The sequence below is a fragment of the Micromonospora sp. NPDC047521 genome (assembly GCF_055587305.1).
This window is the reverse complement of record NZ_JBVJGN010000002.1, coordinates 584,119-598,859: the sequence shown is the minus strand read 5'-3', so window position 1 is coordinate 598,859 and position 14,741 is coordinate 584,119. Positions and strand designations below refer to the sequence as shown.

Annotated in this window: 15 protein-coding genes; 7 read left to right on the top strand and 8 right to left on the bottom strand. The window is 70.6% G+C overall.

The genetic code is table 11. The annotated features are described in order from the left end of the window. Positions 1–326: 326 nt before the first annotated feature. From rsmG to rpmH, 6 genes are all read right to left on the bottom strand, one after another. On the bottom strand, positions 327–1,037 hold the full coding sequence (gene rsmG, locus ACZ6N8_RS06750; protein ID WP_466008335.1) for a 16S rRNA (guanine(527)-N(7))-methyltransferase RsmG: 711 nt from the start codon (positions 1,035–1,037) through the stop codon (positions 327–329). A gap of 122 nt (positions 1,038–1,159) precedes the next feature. Further along, positions 1,160–1,780 carry a Jag family protein gene (locus ACZ6N8_RS06745; protein ID WP_139584729.1) on the bottom strand — a complete coding sequence of 207 codons (621 nt, stop codon included), beginning with the start codon at positions 1,778–1,780 and terminating at the stop codon, positions 1,160–1,162. A 212-nt stretch (positions 1,781–1,992) separates the two neighbouring features. Beyond that, positions 1,993–2,979 (bottom strand): membrane protein insertase YidC, encoded by a 987-nt coding sequence (gene yidC, locus ACZ6N8_RS06740; RefSeq protein ID WP_357984843.1) that lies wholly within the window; start codon positions 2,977–2,979, stop codon positions 1,993–1,995. A gap of 2 nt (positions 2,980–2,981) precedes the next feature. After that, complete coding sequence (gene yidD / locus ACZ6N8_RS06735) at positions 2,982–3,227, bottom strand: membrane protein insertion efficiency factor YidD (RefSeq protein ID WP_139584732.1); 246 nt, start codon at positions 3,225–3,227, stop codon at positions 2,982–2,984. 38 nt (positions 3,228–3,265) lie between these two features. Then, positions 3,266–3,682: a ribonuclease P protein component gene (rnpA, locus tag ACZ6N8_RS06730; RefSeq protein ID WP_466008081.1), complete on the bottom strand. Its 417-nt coding sequence runs from the start codon at positions 3,680–3,682 to the stop codon at positions 3,266–3,268. A 34-nt stretch (positions 3,683–3,716) separates the two neighbouring features. Then, the gene (rpmH, locus tag ACZ6N8_RS06725; RefSeq protein ID WP_007453904.1) at positions 3,717–3,854 is read right to left on the bottom strand and encodes a 50S ribosomal protein L34; all 138 of its coding nucleotides are present in this window, start codon (positions 3,852–3,854) and stop codon (positions 3,717–3,719) included. A gap of 506 nt (positions 3,855–4,360) precedes the next feature. Here rpmH and dnaA point away from each other — a divergent pair. The 5 genes from dnaA to ACZ6N8_RS06700 all read left to right on the top strand — a co-directional run bounded on the left by dnaA (position 4,361) and on the right by ACZ6N8_RS06700 (position 10,896). Further along, complete coding sequence (gene dnaA / locus ACZ6N8_RS06720) at positions 4,361–6,298, top strand: chromosomal replication initiator protein DnaA (RefSeq protein WP_466008079.1); 1,938 nt, start codon at positions 4,361–4,363, stop codon at positions 6,296–6,298. A gap of 788 nt (positions 6,299–7,086) precedes the next feature. Continuing rightward, entirely contained in the window at positions 7,087–8,220 is a 1,134-nt protein-coding gene (gene dnaN, locus ACZ6N8_RS06715; RefSeq protein ID WP_139587409.1) for a DNA polymerase III subunit beta, read from the top strand. 40 nt (positions 8,221–8,260) lie between these two features. Further along, the gene (gene gnd, locus ACZ6N8_RS06710; RefSeq protein ID WP_466008077.1) at positions 8,261–9,133 is read left to right on the top strand and encodes a phosphogluconate dehydrogenase (NAD(+)-dependent, decarboxylating); all 873 of its coding nucleotides are present in this window, start codon (positions 8,261–8,263) and stop codon (positions 9,131–9,133) included. Between the two features lie 16 nt (positions 9,134–9,149). Beyond that, a complete protein-coding gene (recF, locus tag ACZ6N8_RS06705; protein WP_466008075.1) occupies positions 9,150–10,283 on the top strand; it encodes a DNA replication/repair protein RecF in 1,134 nt (377 codons plus the stop codon). Beyond that, positions 10,273–10,896 (top strand): DciA family protein, encoded by a 624-nt coding sequence (locus ACZ6N8_RS06700; RefSeq protein ID WP_466008073.1) that lies wholly within the window; start codon positions 10,273–10,275, stop codon positions 10,894–10,896. Before recF ends, ACZ6N8_RS06700 begins: the two co-directional genes overlap by 11 nt. Before the next feature lie 9 nt (positions 10,897–10,905). On the opposite strand, the gene ACZ6N8_RS06695 is transcribed toward ACZ6N8_RS06700, so the two are convergent. Beyond that, positions 10,906–11,121 carry a hypothetical protein gene (locus tag ACZ6N8_RS06695; RefSeq protein WP_139587413.1) on the bottom strand — a complete coding sequence of 72 codons (216 nt, stop codon included), beginning with the start codon at positions 11,119–11,121 and terminating at the stop codon, positions 10,906–10,908. 95 nt (positions 11,122–11,216) lie between these two features. Here ACZ6N8_RS06695 and ACZ6N8_RS06690 point away from each other — a divergent pair, with 95 nt between their 5' ends. Beyond that, positions 11,217–11,708, top strand: coding sequence for a MarR family winged helix-turn-helix transcriptional regulator (locus ACZ6N8_RS06690; protein ID WP_466008071.1), 492 nt, complete (start codon positions 11,217–11,219; stop codon positions 11,706–11,708). Here the strand turns inward: ACZ6N8_RS06690 and ACZ6N8_RS06685 are convergent. Then, entirely contained in the window at positions 11,693–12,247 is a 555-nt protein-coding gene (locus ACZ6N8_RS06685; protein WP_466008069.1) for a hypothetical protein, read from the bottom strand. The two genes, ACZ6N8_RS06690 and ACZ6N8_RS06685, sit on opposite strands and share 16 nt — an antisense overlap. 524 nt (positions 12,248–12,771) lie before the next feature. On the opposite strand from ACZ6N8_RS06685, the gene gyrB reads away from it, so the two are divergent. Continuing rightward, complete coding sequence (gyrB, locus tag ACZ6N8_RS06680; RefSeq protein ID WP_364370139.1) at positions 12,772–14,718, top strand: DNA topoisomerase (ATP-hydrolyzing) subunit B; 1,947 nt, start codon at positions 12,772–12,774, stop codon at positions 14,716–14,718. Positions 14,719–14,741: the final 23 nt, after the last annotated feature.

The following is a 14,741-nucleotide window of genomic DNA, read 5'->3' as shown; positions in this document are numbered from 1 at the left end:
CACGTGAAACAGGGTCGTTGGTTGACCCGGTCACGCGTGGATCGTCGTACCTGCCGTCGTCATGCACCTGTCATCCCTGCCCGCTTCGGATGGTCGGTCCGCGCCCCGGTCAACTTGGCCGCACCCACGCCCGCACCCCGGAGCGTACGGCTCCTCGGGAGCGGTCGGGAGACCCGCGACGTCCGCCGCCCGCTCCACACTATCGACGCGCGGTCAGCCTACGGCGGACGGGCGTGGCCGGTCCACGTCGGGTTCTCATACCCTCGTTCCATCCGTACCGGTACAACGAGGCAACCGACCGGCCGGACGCCCGATGGCGCGAAGCGTCAGCGACGGCGGGCGCGACCGGCCCGGGACCGCTTGCTGGCCGCCGGGCGGGCCGGGCCGACCATCCGCTCGCGCACGATCTCCACGACGGTGGTGGGCGGGTCGATGACCCCGACACCGCAAAGGTGAACGGTGGGCTCCCCGCCGCCGACTCGTGCGACCACGTCGGCGTGCCCCTCTATCTCCGCGGCAGCCGATGACCCCTTGAGGGCCAGGAGGCGGCCGCCACGGACCGTCAGCGGCAGGCTCCAGGTCGCCAGGCGGTCCAGGGGTGCGACCGCGCGGGAGGTCACCACGTCCCCGCTGATCGGCTCCCGCCCGCTGGAACCGCTCGCCGCCTCGTCGGCGCGGCCACGGAAGACCCGTACCGATCTGGCCAGTCCCAGCCGCTCGACGACCTCGATGAGGAACGACGTCCGCCGGGCGAGCGGCTCGATGAGGGTGACAGTCAGGTCGGGACGCGCGATGGCGAGGGCCAGGCCCGGCAGGCCGGCGCCCGAGCCGACGTCGAGCACGGTCGCGGCGGTCGGAATCCGCTCGGCGACCGCCGCGCAGTTGAGCAGGTGCCGGTCCCAGATCCGGGGCGCCTCGCGGGGGCCGATCAGACCGCGTACCACGCCGTCGGTGGCCAGCAGTTCGGCGTACGCGGCGGCCAGGTCGAGCCGATCACCGAAGAGGGTCAGCGCCGCGGGGGCGAGTGCGGTCGGCAGTGCGGCGTCGGCAGGCGAGGGAGCGGTGTCGGTCGTGTCGGGCCGGACAGCGGACGGCCCGGGCGGCGTGCCGCCCGGGCCGGTCACGGCGTCGGCCGTGGCGTCGTCGTGTGTCAACGCGGTCAGTCCGCCGGCCGTACGACGATGCGCCGGTTCGGCTCGACACCCTCGGACTCGCTCTCCACGCCGGACATGGCGTTGACAACGTCGTGCACGCACTTGCGCTCGAACGCGGACATCGGCTCCAGCCGCACCGCCTCGCCGTACTCCTTGACCTTCTCGACGGCGTTCTTGGCGACCGCGGCGAGTTCCTTGCGACGGTTCGCCCGGTAGCCGCCGACGTCGAGCAGCAGGCGGCTCGGGGTGCCGGTCTGTCGGAAGACGGCGAGCCGGGTCAACTCCTGGAGCGCCTCCAGGGTGGCGCCGCGCTGGCCCACCAGGTTCTGCAGGCGCGCGCCGACGACCTCGACCACCGGGCGACCGCCGGCCACCAACTCGTCGATGTCGCCGTCGTAGTCGAGGATGTCGAGAAGCCCTTCGACATAGTCGGCCGCGATCTCGCTCTGCCGGAACAGGTCGCCCTCGCCGGTGGCCTTCTTCGCCCGGCCGCCGGCACTGGCACCGGTGTCGTCCGACTCGGTGTCGTCGTCGGACTCGACGTCCGTGTCGTCGTCCACCGCGAGCGGTGCGGTCTCCTCCTCGTCCAGGGACTGCTCGGCGCGGGGGATGCTGGTCTCGGTCACGGTCTCATCTCCGTACTCGTTCGGCCGGACCGTCGGGTCCGACTGGTTTCCCGGGGCCGGCTGGAGGTCGCCGGTGCCCACGGGCACGTCTGTACGGGCAGTGTCGCCCGTGGCCGCGCGGTGCGCGGTCAGTTCCGTCCGGCGCCGGCCGTACGGCGGCTGCGCGGTGCGGAACGGGCCGCCGCCGGTTGCCCGACGACGGCCCGGACGAGTCAGCCCTGCCGCTTGGCGGGGCGGCTCTTCTTCGGGTTGGTGGGCTTGGCACCCGGCTTCGGGCCTGCCACCTTGGGCGCGGTCGCCTTGACCGGAGCCGGCGGGGCGGCCTTGCCGCGACCGAACAGACCGGCGGACTTGGCGGGCTGCACCGGGTTGCGGCTGGAGGCCGGGGCGGCGGCCTTCTTGGCGGTCACCGGAGGCGGGAACTTCCGCAGCACCCACTGCTGCTGGCCGAGGGTGAAGAGGTTGTTCGTGACCCAGTAGATGATCACACCGATCGGGAAGATCGCGCCGGAGATCAGCAGCGACGCGGGGATGCCGTAGAGCATCAGTCGCTGGATCATCCGCTGCTGCGGGTCCTCAGCCCAGCCGGTCTTGAGGATCATCTGACGGCTGGTCAGGTAGGTGGTGCCGATCATGATGAGGACCAGGACACCAGCAATGATCTTGACAGTGGTGCCGTTGGCGCCGAGGCTGGCCAGCTCGTCGGCCGTGGAGCCGAACTTGCCGGCGATCGGGGCGGTGAAGAGCTTCGCCTGCGAGGCGCTCTGGAACTGGTCGACAGTCCAGCCGTACAGGGTCTTGTTCTGCTTGTCCGGGTCGAGCCGGCGCAGCACGTGGAAGAGACCGAGGAAGACCGGGATCTGGAGGAACATCGGAAGGCAGCCCATCAACGGGTTGGCCTTTTCCTTCCGATAGAGCTCCATCATCTCCTTCTGGAGCGTCTCCCGGTCACCCTTGTGCTTCTCCTGGAGCTCCTTGACCTTGGGCTGGAGCGCCTGCATCGCCCGCTGCGACTTGATCTGCTTGACGAAGACGGGGAACAGGATCACCCGGACGGTGACCACCAGGAACACGATGGACAGGATCCAGGCGAAGTTGGTGCCGATCACCGCCCCGACGGGCACCCCGATGGCGTCCCACGCCGAGTGCCAGGTCAGCAGGATCCACGAAATCGCGTAGTAGATCCAGTCGAGACTCAGACTCAATTCGGGGCTCCAGTCACATCAGCACGACGACGGCCGCCCGGCTCCGGCACCGGGTCATGTCCGCCAGGGTGAAAGGGGTGGCAGCGCAGCAGTCGCCGGACCGCCAGAGCGGCTCCCCGGAGCGCGCCGTGGCGGGCGACGGCCTCCTGCGCGTACGCACTGCACGACGGGTAGAACCGACAGCGGGCCGGCAGTGCCGGACTTATCCACCGACGGTACGCGATGATGGGCGCGATCAGCACCCTGGCCGCACCGGTTGGCGCCGCGCCCGGATCGCCGCTCATCGGGACCGTCGCTCTCGGGGCGACCGCGCGACCGCGAGGGCGGCGTCCAGGTCGGCGGCGAGCCGGGGGTACGACGCCTCGGCCGCCGCGGGAAGGGCCCGAACGACGAGGGTGCTGCCGGCCGGAAGTGCGGCCAGTCGCTCCCGGGTCAACGCCCGTAGCCGGCGTCGCACCCGGTTGCGGACCACCGCGTTGCCGACGGCCTTGGACACGACGAAGCCGGCGCGGGTCGACGCGGAGGGCTGCTCCGCGCCGGCGTCCCGCGCCGGCTCCGGCGAGGTCACTGCACTGGGGTCGGTGGTAGCCGGCACGGTCAGGTGGACCACGACGGCACCTCGTCCGGCGCGTCGGCCACCGCGAACCGCTGCGGCGAAGTCAGTGCTGCGCCGCAGTCGCTGTGCGGCGGCCAGCACGACTGCCCACGTTTCCCGGACCGGCCCGGTCGGCTCAGGCCGACAGGGTGGTGCGACCCTTGGCGCGGCGGCTCGAGAGGATGGCACGGCCGGCACGGGTGCGCATGCGCAGCCGGAAGCCGTGGGTCTTCGCGCGCCGGCGGTTGTTCGGCTGGTAGGTGCGCTTGCTCACGTCAGGCTCTCCGTTTTCGTACGCGCCCCGCGCGACGGGATCGCCGGGGTCGTGGGGTGGTCCAGGCCACCTCGACGGTGGCCACCGATCGGTGCTGCCCGGCGGAGCGGGACCTCGGCGATGCGGGGATGCGACCGCGGACAGCAAGCACCCATCACCCTAGCAGAGGGCGAGAGAGCAGCCGCTCCAGCCTACGCAGGGCGGCAATGACCGTCAAACACCTCAGCGCGGGCGGGACGACGGGAACTCGCCCGGGCCGAAGGGGCGGTTTTCGCTGATGCCGACAAGGCCGCCTCCGCGCCGCCGGTTGATGGCGCAGGGACAACGCTGTTACCGTGCCCGATTGCGGTGAGCGTCTTCAAGCTTCGGTCGCAGGCAAGACCGGACAAGGTAGTGAATCGTTCGGCACGGTGAACCCGCTTCAGCGCCCGTTCAGGCAGGGGGCAGGTCCCACAGGCGTCCGACGGACGGCCGCCATCGGTCTGCGCACAGGTTGTGGATAACCTGTGGACGACCACCGGTCGACCGTCCGGGTGGGTGATGTTCCACCCGCGAACGCGGCGGGCCCGGGATGGCCGGCTGCAGACAGCGGCGGCCGGGAGCAGAGGCGAGGGGGTGGCACGACGGTGGCCGGTACGACCGACCTTGCCGCGGTGTGGTTGGCGGCGACCGACGAGCTCGCCGACGAGATCATCTCAGCCCAGCAGCGTGCGTACCTCCGGCTGACCCGGCTACGGGCGATCGTCGAGGACACCGCGCTGCTCTCCGTTCCGGACGCGTTCACGCGGGACGTGATCGAGTCGAGACTGCGTCCGGCCATCACCGAGGCGCTCACCCGGCGGCTCGGCCGACCGATCCAGGTGGCGGTCACCGTGCGGGTGGCCGAGGACGCCTCCGGCCGGCCGGCCGGCACCGTCTACCGCAGCACCCCCGAGCCGGGTGACGTCGACGGCCCGCCCGCCGGCCCGCTCGACGAGCATTCGGGTCGACCGGCGGACGCGGTAATCCCCGACCAGCAGCGCGCCGCGTACGCCCCGGACTCGGGCCCGCCGCCGGCGCCCGCCGGTCCGCCTCCCGCGCCGACGACCGAGGGACACCGGTCGGGGCTGATCCCGGCCAGCCGGGACGGTCAGGAGGCGCTGTTCAGCGCGTCGTTCGTGGAGCCGATGCGGTCGCCACGGGCCGGGCCGGAGCGGCGCGGCTATGACGAGCAGGCCGCCCGACTGGACCCGCCCGGCCCGGACACCCGGCCGTACGAGCCCCGCTACCGCGAGGAGGCGGCATCGCCACGGGATCAGCACGTGATCCGCGCGCTGCCCCGGGACAGCGGTACGGACAGCGGCCCGGGGCGCAGCGGCGTCGACCATCGGGCGGGTGGGCGGGACGACCGCCGGCTGCCGGGGGCCGACACCGGCGGCAACCGCCTCAACCCGAAGTACATGTTCGAGACGTTCGTCATCGGCTCGTCCAACCGGTTCGCGCACGCGGCGAGCGTGGCGGTGGCCGAGTCGCCGGCGAAGGCGTACAACCCGCTGTTCATCTACGGCAGCTCGGGGCTGGGCAAGACGCATCTGCTGCACGCGATCGGGCACTACGCCACGACGCTCGGCAACGCCCGGTCGGTGCGGTACGTCTCGACCGAGGAGTTCACCAACGACTTCATCAACTCGCTCCGGGACGACAAGACCAGCGCGTTCCAGCGGCGCTACCGGGACGTCGACATCCTCCTGATCGACGACATCCAGTTCCTGGAGAACCGCGAGCGCACCCAGGAGGAGTTCTTCCACACCTTCAACACGCTGCACAACGCCAACAAGCAGATCGTGATCACCTCCGACCGGTCGCCGAAGCAGCTGGCGACGCTGGAGGACCGGCTGCGGACCCGCTTCGAGTGGGGTCTGCTCGCCGACATCCAGCCGCCGGACCTGGAGACGCGGATCGCGATCCTGCAGAAGAAGGCGGCGCAGGAGCGGCTCTACGCCCCGCCGGACGTGCTGGAGTTCATCGCGTCCCGGGTGTCGAACTCGATCCGGGAGCTGGAGGGCGCGCTGATCCGGGTGACCGCGTTCGCCAGTCTGACCCGGTCGACTGTCGAGCTGTCGCTGGCCGAGGAGGTCCTGCGGGACTTCATCCCGGACGGCGCCGGCCCGGAGATCACGGCGGACCAGATCATGGTCTCCACGGCTGACTACTTCGGGGTGAGCCTGGAGGACCTGCGGGGCCAGTCCCGTTCCCGGGTGCTTGTCAACGCCCGCCAGGTGGCCATGTATCTGTGTCGGGAGCTGACCGAGCTGTCCCTGCCGCGGATCGGGCAGGCGTTCGGCGGCCGGGACCACACCACTGTCATGCACGCGGACCGCAAGATCCGGCAGCAGATGGCGGAACGGCGCTCGCTGTACAACCAGATCGCCGAGCTGACCAACCGGATCAAACAGAACACCTGAGGGGTACGCCCGCCGCGACTGCGGCGCCATCGTCCCGGGACACGCCCGGCCGGATCTCCGGCCGGGCGTTCTTTTTCGCCGTTCCGGTGGTCGTCCGCTTGACCCTCGACATGGTGCAGACCACAGCATCGTGGCCGTGTCCGCTTCGATTGCCACTCGTTGTCCACAGCTCGTTGTCCACCGTCGGTGGATAACTACGGTCCGCTCGTGGCCGGTTACCCACAGGCTGTGGAGAAACCCTGTGCACGACGCTGTGGACGTCTGGGGACAACCGTCGCGTTGTCCACCGATGATCATGGCCCTGTGTACGAGCTGTTGAAGGTTCTGGGGATGACGGTCATGGTGATCTTCTCGGCGATCCACAGGCTTGGGGAGAAAGTCGGTGGATTACCGGTGGACAACCGGTGGACAACGGTGGACAACCGGCCGTCCACCCCGGGCTGTGGACACACAAGCCGGTTGTACCCCCGGTTCTCCACAGCTAAATCACCTGTAGATAACCTGTCTGAGCTGCGCGAACGCGGGTTCTCCACAGTTTGCACAGGTGCGATGAAGACGATGGGTTATCTCTTCTAAGAGAACAAAAACCAATCATCACCGTTGGGCTTTCTGTGGATCGTGCCGAACGCTGCTGGAAGCAGACGTCAGCATCGACACGATCCACGGGGTCGGGCGCACAGCCGATGCCCCCGCGCCCTAAGGTGCGATGGGTACCCGCACGGTCGGGCGGGACGGTAGGCAGCGGTCGGCATGAGAGAGTTGTCGCTGACGTCGACGCGGAGGCATTGATGAAGTTCCGAGTGGAGCGAGACGCGCTCGCCGAGGCCGTGGCGTGGACCGCGAAGAGCCTGCCGAACCGGCCATCCGTACCGGTGCTCGCCGGGGTGATGCTGCGCGTCACCGATGGCAACCTGCGGGTTTCCGGGTTCGACTACGAGGTCTCCAGCCAGGTCACCGTCGAGGTGCAGGGTGACGCCGACGGCGCCGCGCTGGTCTCCGGTCGCCTGCTCGCCGAGATCACCAAGGCGCTGCCCGCCAAGCCGGTGGACATCGCCGCGGTCGGCGCGCACCTGGAGCTGGTCTGCGGCAGCGCCCGGTTCACCCTGCCCACCATGCCTGTGGAGGACTACCCGGCACTGCCCGAGATGCCGCAGAGCGCCGGCACTGTCGACGCCGCCGCGTTCGCCACGGCCGTGGCCCAGGTGGCCGTCGCCGCCGGTCGCGACGAGACGCTGCCGATGATGACCGGCGTCCGCGTCGAGCTGTCCGGCGACACGCTGTCGATGCTCGCGACCGACCGCTACCGGCTGGCGCTGCGCGAGATCCAGTGGCGGCCGGACGACCCCGAGGTGAGCATCAACGCCCTGGTGCCGGCCCGCACCCTGAACGACACCGCCAAGGCGCTCGGCCCGCTGGGCGGCGAGGTCACCCTCGCGCTCGCTCAGGGCGCCGCGGGCGAGGGCATGGTCGGCCTGGCCGGCGGCACCCGGCGTACCACCAGCCGGCTGCTGGACGGCGCCAACTACCCGCCGGTGCGCTCACTCTTCCCGGCCACCCACAACGCCGAGGCCCGGGTGCCGGTCAGCACCCTCATCGAGGTGGTCAAGCGGGTGGCGCTCGTCGCCGAGCGGGCCACCCCGGTGCTGCTGAGCTTCAGCGCCGACGGTCTGGTCGTGGAGGCAGGTGGCTCCGAGGAGGCGCGGGCCAGCGAGGCGATGGAGGCGACCTTCACCGGGGATCCGCTGACCATCGGCTTCAACCCGCAGTACCTCATCGACGGCCTGGCCAACCTCGGCTCGCAGACCGCCATGCTCTCGTTCGTCGACGCTTTCAAGCCCGCGGTGATCTCACCCGCCGGCGAGGATGGCGAGGTCATTCCGGGGTACCGGTACCTCATCATGCCGATCCGCGTGTCCCGCTGATCGCGCCCAGCAACACCCAGATCCACGGAGGTAGAAACACATGCAGCTCGGCCTGGTAGGACTCGGCCGGATGGGCGGCAACATGCGCGAGCGGTTGCGGGCGGCCGGTCACGAGGTGGTCGGCTTCGACCACAACGCGCAGCTGAGCGATGCGGCGAGCCTCGCGGAACTGGCTGACAAGCTCGAGTCCCCGCGCGCCGTGTGGGTCATGGTGCCGGCCGGCGTCACCGACGCCACCATCGACGAACTCGCCGCGGTGCTCGGCGAGGGCGACATCATCATCGACGGCGGCAACTCGCGGTTCAGCGACGACGCACCCCGCGCCGAGCGGCTCAACGAGCGCGGCATCGGCTACCTCGACGTGGGCGTCTCCGGTGGTGTCTGGGGCCGGCAGAACGGCTACGGGCTGATGGTCGGCGGCGCCCAGGAGCACGTCAAGAGGCTCATGCCGATCTTCGACGCGCTCAAGCCGGAGGGCGAGTTCGGTTTCGTGCACGCCGGGCCGGTCGGTGCCGGGCACTACTCGAAGATGGTGCACAACGGCATCGAGTACGGCCTGATGCACGCCTACGCCGAGGGCTACGAGCTGCTCACCGCCTCCGAGCTGGTGACGAACGTGCCGGGCGTCTTCAAGTCCTGGCGCGAGGGCACGGTCGTGCGTTCCTGGCTGCTCGACCTGCTGGACCGGGCTCTCGACGAGGACCCGGAGCTGGCCGAGCTGAGCGGCTACACCGAGGACACCGGCGAGGGCCGGTGGACGGTCGACGAGGCGGTCCGGTTGGCCGTACCGCTGAACGTCATCACCGCCTCGCTGTTCGCCCGGTTCGCCTCCCGGCAGGACGACTCACCCGCCATGAAGGCCGTCGCCGCGCTGCGTCAGCAGTTCGGTGGCCACGCCGTCCACAAGCGCTGAGCGGTATCCACACCCTGTGTACGTCCACCGGCTGGAACTTGTCGACTTCCGCTCGTACGAGCGGGTCGCCGTCGACCTCCAGCCGGGGGCGAACGTCCTGATCGGCGCCAACGGCGTCGGCAAGACGAACCTCGTCGAGGCGCTTGGTTACGTGGCGACCCTGGACTCGCACCGGGTCGCCACGGACGCGCCACTGGTCCGGATGGGCGCCGCCTCGGCGGTGATCCGTTGCGCGGTGGTACACGACGGCCGGGAGCTGCTGGTCGAGCTGGAGATCGTGCCGGGCCGGGCCAACCGCGCCCGGCTGGGCCGTTCCCCGGCGCGACGCGCCAGGGACGTGCTCGGCGCGCTGCGGCTGGTGCTCTTCGCCCCGGAGGACCTGGAGCTGGTCCGGGGAGACCCGGCCGAGCGTCGCCGCTACCTCGACGACCTGCTGGTCAACCGCCAGCCCCGGTACGCGGGCGTGCGGGCCGACTACGAGCGGGTGGTCAAGCAGCGCAACGCCCTGCTGCGCACCGCGTACCTGGCCCGCAAGACGGGCGGGTCGCGCGGCGGTGACCTCGGCACCCTCGCCGTCTGGGACACCCACCTGGCCCAGCACGGCGCGGAGCTGCTCGCCGGCCGGTTGGAGCTGGTCGCCGCGCTCACCCCGCACGTCGCCAAGGCGTACGACGCGGTGGCCGCCGGGCGGGGCGCGGCGAGCATCGCCTACCGTCCCTCGATCGAGCTGGCCGAGCCGACCACCGACCGGGCCGCGTTGGCCGAGGCGCTGACGGCGGCCCTGGCCGCGTCCCGTTCGGCGGAGATCGAGCGGGGCACCACCCTGGTCGGTCCGCACCGCGACGAGTTGGCGCTTACCCTCGGTCCGCTGCCCGCCAAGGGGTACGCCAGCCACGGCGAGTCCTGGTCGTTCGCGCTCGCGCTGCGGCTGGCCGGTTACGACCTGCTGCGCGCCGACGGGATCGAGCCGGTGCTGGTGCTCGACGACGTCTTCGCCGAACTGGACACCGGCCGTCGGGGGCGGCTGGCGGAGCTGGTCGGCGGGGCGAGTCAACTGCTTGTGACGTGTGCGGTTGACGACGACGTGCCGGCGGCCCTGCGCGGCACCCGCTACCAGGTCGGCGAGGGGACGGTCCGCCGTGTCGAGTGAACCACGCGCCAACCGGGGCGACGCCGGGCGGCCCGGCGACACCGGGGCGGGTACGCCAGGAGCGGCGGGTGCCGACGGCGGTGCGCAGCCGGATGCCGTGGCCGGTCCGGAGCTGGCCAGGGCGGTGCTCGACGCGGCGTTGTCCCGCCGGCAGGCGGCGGCCCGCGCACGGCGTACCCCAGGCGGTGGCTCCGGTGGCGACGGCGCCGGCGGCTCGGGACGGCGGCTGCGCGGCTATTCCGGCCCGGGCCCCGACCCGCGCGACCCGCAGCCGCTCGGCGCGGTGCTGAACCGGCTGGTGAAGGCGCGCGGCTGGCAGCAGCCCGCGGCCGAGGCCACGGTGTTCGGGGCGTGGGAGCGGGTGGTGGGCGCGGAGGTTGCCCAGCACAGCCGGCCGGTGAAGCTGGAGAACGGCGAGCTGACCGTGGAGGCCCGCTCGACCGCCTGGGCGACGCAGCTGCGGCTGCTGGCCGGTTCGCTGCTCAAGCAGATCGCCAGCGAGGTCGGGCACAACGTGGTGCGCAAGCTGCACATCCACGGCCCGGCCGCGCCGTCGTGGCAGAAGGGGCCGCGGCGGGTGCGGGGCCGTGGGCCGCGCGACACCTACGGCTGAGCGGGCGGGTCAGTTCTGCCGGGCGGCGCGCCGGCGTTCGCGCTGTTCCCTGGTGTAGCGCTTGCGCTCGGCCAGGTCGCGTTTCCAGGCCTCGCGGGCCTCGGCCGAGCCGCCCTGGATCGCGCCCTGCACGCCCTCGGCAGGCCCGGCGAGGTACCGGTACGCCCACCGCAGGAACCGGCCGCCCTCGCCCGGGGAACTCTTGGCCGCGCCGTCCTCGCTCATCTGGGCCTCCACCCTTGCCGCCGCTCGATTGGTACACCAACAGTTGGTGTACCAATGATCGGTACGATAGTCATAGTGCTTCAGGAGGGCAACAGATGAGCGAACCACCGGTCGGCGCCGACCCGCTGGCACTGGAACAGCAGGTCTGCTTCGCCCTGTCGGTGGCCGCGCGCAGCGTCGTGGCCGTCTACCGGCCGCTGTTGGAGCCGATGGGGCTGACCCATCCGCAGTACCTGGTCATGTTGGCGCTGTGGCAGCACGCGCCGCTGTCCGGCCGCGACCTCAGCCGCCTCCTGCAACTCGACCCGGGCACCCTGTCACCGCTGCTCAAGCGCCTCGAAGCGGCCGGCTACCTGCGGCGTGAGCGCGACGCCGCGGACGAACGCAGCCTCGCGGTCACCCTCACCCCCAGCGGGGCGGCACTCCGTGCCCAGGCGGAACGCATCCCGGCCGCGATCGTCCAACGGCTCGGGCTGCCGATCGGCGACCTGCAACAGCTGCACGCCGTTCTCACCCAGGTGATCGCCGCGGCCAACCGCCCCGGCGACGACCACCCCACCCCGCGGGCCGGTCAGGCGTCCGCGTAGACCGCGAAGCCACGCTCGGCGCAGCGCCGGTAGAAGGCGGCCAGAACGCCCAACTCGGCACAGGTGAAGTTCCACTGCGGCGGATCGCCGCTCTCGTCGCGCAGGGCGCCCAGTCGGCTCTCCAGCCACCGCAACTGCTGTTCGGCCAACCGGCCGTCACCGAGCAACGCCCGCAGCACGACGCTCACCGACTCGAAGGTGACGGCGTCGCCGTACTCGCGGTGGCTGGCCACGAAACGCTCGATCCCGCCGGCGATCCAGGCGCAGCCGTCCGGGTCGATGACCGGGTCCTCGTCCTCGGCGGCGGCGTCTGTGGCGTACAACACACCTTCGAGACCGAGTAGGAGATCAACCAGCTCGGTGTAGGCGGTCGCCCGGACGGTGCCGGTCTTCGCGATCAGCTCGGCCAGCGCCGCCGTCGGCGCGGAGATTCGGGGTACGTCGACGATCTCGCCGAAGTCGACGAACTCGGCCGGCGCGACCGGATCGTAGAAGCGGCCGGTCCGCGGCCAGTGCACCGCGACGTTGTCCAGCCCCATCTGTCACCTCTTAGAGAGCACGTGTCGGGTCGATCGGGTCGATCGTCCCGGTTCCGGCCGGTAAAGATCAAGGGCGGTTCCGGGGCGCCGCAAACGTACGGCACGGGCGGGTCGGCCGCGACCCCCGACCCGCCCGGGCGCGGGTCATCCCGTCCGGGGGCGGCGCGTGCGATCGGAGCGTGGCGTGTGGGGGGAGTCGTGGGCAGCGGGGTTCTGCCGGCTATGGACATCTCAGCCGCCTCTTTGAGGGTGCCGAGTGGTGGTTCTGTCCTTCGCGCACAGTAGGATTGACGGTGAGACGAAGACCCGGTGCGGAGCGTGCGACGGGGCCGGTGGCCCCAGGATCAATTCTCCACGTCGGGTCGAGCCGATCGCGATCCGCGGGCAACCGCGGCGACCGGCGCGTTCGACCCGCTGTCCGGAGGTCTCCGGCACCGGTCCGCGCGCCGACGTCGCGTCCTGTCCGCCGAACCCGCGCCCGACGCGCCCTATCCGGCGCGGACGACGCGAGAAAGTGGCCGAGGGTGGCAGCGCAGGACAAGCAGGAGTACGGCGCAGAGTCGATCACCGTTCTGGAAGGGCTGGAGGCGGTCCGCAAGCGGCCCGGTATGTACATCGGGTCCACCGGCGAGCGTGGTCTGCACCACCTCGTCTGGGAGGTCGTCGACAACGCGGTGGACGAGGCGCTGGCCGGGTACTGCGACACCATCGACGTGGTGCTGCTCGCCGACGGCGGCGTCCGGGTCACCGACAACGGCCGTGGTTTCCCCGTCGACCTGCACCCGAAGCTCAAGAAGCCGGGTGTCGAGGTCGCGTTGACGGTGCTGCACGCGGGCGGCAAGTTCGACGGCAAGGCGTACGCGGTCTCCGGCGGTCTGCACGGTGTCGGCGTCTCCGTCGTCAACGCGCTCTCCACCCGGATGGCCGTGGAGATCCACAAGTCGGGCTTCGTGTGGCGGCAGCAGTACGCCAACTCCAAGCCCAGCCCGCTGGAGAAGGGTGAGACCACCGACCGCAGCGGCTCGGCGGTGTCCTTCTGGCCCGACCCCGACGTCTTCGAGACCGTCGACTTCGACTTCCAGACCATCTACCGCCGTCTCCAGGAGATGGCCTTCCTCAACCGCGCGCTGCGCATCCACCTGCTCGACGAGCGAGTGGCCGAGGAGGAGGACGGCCGGCAGCGCGAGGTCACCTTCTACTACGAGGGTGGCATCGCCGACTTCGTCCGACACCTCAACGCCTCGAAGAACCCGATCCACAAGACGGTGGTCGAGTTCGGGGCCGAGGAGGAGGGCATGTCGGTCGAGATCGCCATGCAGTGGAACGAGTCGTACGGCGAGTCGGTCTACACCTTCGCCAACACGATCAACACCCACGAGGGCGGCACGCACGAGGAGGGCTTCCGGTCCGCGCTGACAAGCGTGGTCAACCGGTACGGCACCGACAAGAAGCTGCTCAAGGGCGACGAGAAGCTCTCCGGCGAGGACATCCGGGAAGGGCTCGCGGCGATCATCTCGGTCAAGCTGGCCAACCCGCAGTTCGAGGGCCAGACCAAGACCAAGCTCGGCAACACCCCGGTGAAGAGCTTCGTGCAGCGGGTCTGCAACGAATGGTTGGTCGACTGGTTCGACCGCAACCCGGCCGAAGCCAAGATGATCATCACGAAGGCGTCCCAGGCGGCCCGTGCCCGGATCGCCGCACAGCAGGCGCGCAAGCTGGCCCGGCGCAAGTCGCTGCTGGAGTCCGGCTCGATGCCCGGCAAGCTGGCCGACTGCCAGTCGACCGACCCGCGCGAGTCCGAGGTCTTCATCGTCGAGGGTGACTCGGCCGGCGGCTCGGCGAAGCAGGGTCGCGACCCGCGCGTCCAGGCGATCCTGCCCATCCGCGGCAAGATCCTCAACGTGGAGAAGGCCCGGATCGACCGGGTTCTCAAGAACAACGAGGTGCAGGCGCTGATCACCGCGCTCGGCACCGGCATCCACGACGACTTCGACATCGAGAAGCTGCGCTACCACAAGATCGTGTTGATGGCCGACGCCGACGTCGACGGCCAGCACATCCAGACGCTGCTGCTCACCCTGCTGTTCCGCTTCATGCGTCCGCTGGTCGAGCTGGGGCACGTCTACCTGGCCGCCCCGCCGCTCTACAAGATCAAGTGGAACAAGAAGGGCGATGACGCCCAGTACGCGTACTCGGACCGGGAACGCGACGGGCTGGTGGCGCTGCGCCAGCAGAAGAAGCCGAACGCCAAGCCGGACGACATCCAGCGGTTCAAGGGTCTCGGGGAGATGAACTATCCCGAGCTGTGGGAAACCACGATGAACCCGGCCACCCGTACCCTGCGTCAGGTCACGCTCGACGACGCTGCAACCGCAGACGAGTTGTTCAGCGTCCTGATGGGTGAGGACGTCGAAGCCCGCCGGTCGTTCATCCAGCGCAACGCCAAGGACGTGCGGTTCCTGGACATCTGACGGACGTCAGCGGGTCAGCCCGG

Bases quoted from the DNA above. Each gene is read 5' to 3' on its own strand.
- dnaN (WP_139587409.1), top strand. From the start codon at position 7,087: ATGAAGTTCCGAGTGGAGCGAGACGCGCTCGCCGAGGCCGTGGCGTGG.
- gnd (WP_466008077.1), top strand. From the start codon at position 8,261: ATGCAGCTCGGCCTGGTAGGACTCGGCCGGATGGGCGGCAACATGCGC.
- ACZ6N8_RS06695 (WP_139587413.1), bottom strand. From the start codon at position 11,121: ATGAGCGAGGACGGCGCGGCCAAGAGTTCCCCGGGCGAGGGCGGCCGG.
- ACZ6N8_RS06690 (WP_466008071.1), top strand. From the start codon at position 11,217: ATGAGCGAACCACCGGTCGGCGCCGACCCGCTGGCACTGGAACAGCAG.
- ACZ6N8_RS06685 (WP_466008069.1), bottom strand. From the start codon at position 12,247: ATGGGGCTGGACAACGTCGCGGTGCACTGGCCGCGGACCGGCCGCTTC.